A 1,993-nucleotide genomic window follows, 5' to 3' on the forward strand; every position below is an offset into this window, starting at 1 on the left:
TTCTGCCTACATTTTAGCTACCATTGGTGAGCGCCTGCAGGAGATTGGTAAGCTCCCATTCGAAGCCGAAAAGATAACTTAGGAATAGATTAGACCATTCTGTAGGTTTGCTTGTCCATGTCACTTCCAATCCTGAAGTGATGGTGTCTGCACCTTTTCCTGTGCCGAATGTATTTTTCCAACCCAAACCTTGTTCTTCAAGTCCCGCAGCTTCCGGTTCTTTCCCCACATGGTCGGCAGGGCCTGCGCCATGTGTTTTGCCGAAGGTGTGACCACCGGCAATCAAAGCTACCGTTTCTTCATCGGTCATACCCATTCTGGTGAAGGTGTCACGAATATCTTTGGCAGAGGCTACAGGGTCGGGATTGCCATCCGGACCTTCGGGGTTTACGTAGATTAATCCCATCTGTACAGCTGCAAGTGGGTTTTCCAGATTTCTGGAATGGATTTTTCCATCTGCATCATCATCGGAAACCAATACCCCTTCTCCTTCAACACCTTCCGAACCATGTGCATAACGTTTGTCACCACCCAGCCATGTGGTTTCTGACCCCCAATATACATCTTGGTCGGCTTCCCAAGTATCTTCTCGTCCGCCACCGAATCCGAAAGTTTTCAATCCCATGGATTCCAAAGCCACGTTACCGGCAAGAATCATAAGATCAGCCCATGAAATTTTGCGTCCGTACTTTTGTTTGACAGGCCAAAGTAACCTGCGGGCTTTATCCAGATTGACGTTGTCCGGCCAGCTGTTAAGCGGTGCAAAGCGCTGTTGTCCACGACCACCGCCACCACGTCCGTCTTGGATACGGTAAGTACCGGCACTGTGCCAAGCCATACGGATGATTAGTGGACCGTAGTGTCCAAAATCTGCCGGCCACCAATCTTGTGAAGTTGTTAATACTTTCTCAATATCTTTTTTTACTGCGTCGAGATCCAAGGATTTGAATTCTTTTGCATAGTCGAAATCCTTATCCATAGGGTTGGACAACGACGAGTGTTGACGTAAGATGGCCAAATGTAGCTGGTCAGGCCACCAATCTTTGTTTTGCGTTCCTGCACCTGCAATTCCTTTGTTCATGGTTCCATTGTGGAACGGGCACTTGCTGATGTCATTAGCGTTATTTTCCATAGTTTATATAATTTTTGAATTATTTAACGTTTTGTTAGTATAAAAGTAAAGGGAATTTACTCTTAAGGAAAATAGTTTTGTTTTATACGATATAATGTAAATTTATAATGTAGCTCTTCTTTTTATTGTATTAGTCTATAATTGGTTGTTTTATTAAATGCCTAGGCCGACCTTAAAACATTATTTCATAAAAAAACAAATTTTCGGCTTTGGTGTTTTTATAAAAGAGTTTATTATAATTTAATAATTAAATATAATAAAAATGTAAGGACAATAAGATATGTTGTTAACCTAAATAAGAAGGAGTTATGGGAGTAATGTCCAAATATCAAATGTTAATAGATGAAGCAAAAAAATCCGGTATTGCTGAGCTGCAGATTGCGGAGCAGAATGGGATTTTATATATTCGAGGTATAGCTCCCACCGCTGATGTAAAGAATAAGTTGTGGGACATATATAACCAGATTGATCCAAATTTTTTTTCGGGAGAAGTGGTACTTGACATTGTAGTTTCGCCCGACGTGGTGGGAACCAAAGTAAGGGTGGTGACCGAAAGTACAGCTTTGAATATCCGTAAAGGGCCTGGGATAGAGCAGCCTATCATAGGGCAGGCCGCGAAAGGAGAGGTCATTACCTTACTAAACCGAGCAAACAGCTTATGGTGGCTGATCCGAACAGTTAATGGTATAGAAGGATATTGTTATGCCGAATATCATTGAACCGAATAAAATTAAGAAAGGGCTTTTATTAAGTCCTTTTCTTATTTTGTTAATGTCTTAGGCTTAGCTGCTCCGTTATCKGCAGCTCAGCAATACCGGTATTTTTTGCTTTCATCTATTAACATTTTGATATTTGGACATT

General features: G+C 41.6%; 2 protein-coding genes. One reads left to right on the forward strand and one right to left on the reverse strand.

Translation table 11 applies throughout. The annotated features are described in order from the left end of the window. Positions 1–13: 13 nt before the first annotated feature. Positions 14–1,132 carry a peroxidase family protein gene (locus SD31_RS14320; RefSeq protein ID WP_316929897.1) on the reverse strand — a complete coding sequence of 373 codons (1,119 nt, stop codon included), beginning with the start codon at positions 1,130–1,132 and terminating at the stop codon, positions 14–16. A gap of 308 nt (positions 1,133–1,440) precedes the next feature. Between SD31_RS14320 and SD31_RS14325 the strand changes: the two genes are divergently transcribed. Beyond that, positions 1,441–1,851, forward strand: a complete 411-nt coding sequence (locus SD31_RS14325) for an SH3 domain-containing protein (RefSeq protein ID WP_039054616.1) — start codon at positions 1,441–1,443, stop codon at positions 1,849–1,851. Positions 1,852–1,993: the final 142 nt, after the last annotated feature.

This window comes from Sphingobacterium sp. T2, assembly GCF_000814685.1.
In the GTDB taxonomy this organism is placed as follows: domain Bacteria; phylum Bacteroidota; class Bacteroidia; order Sphingobacteriales; family Sphingobacteriaceae; genus Sphingobacterium; species Sphingobacterium thermophilum.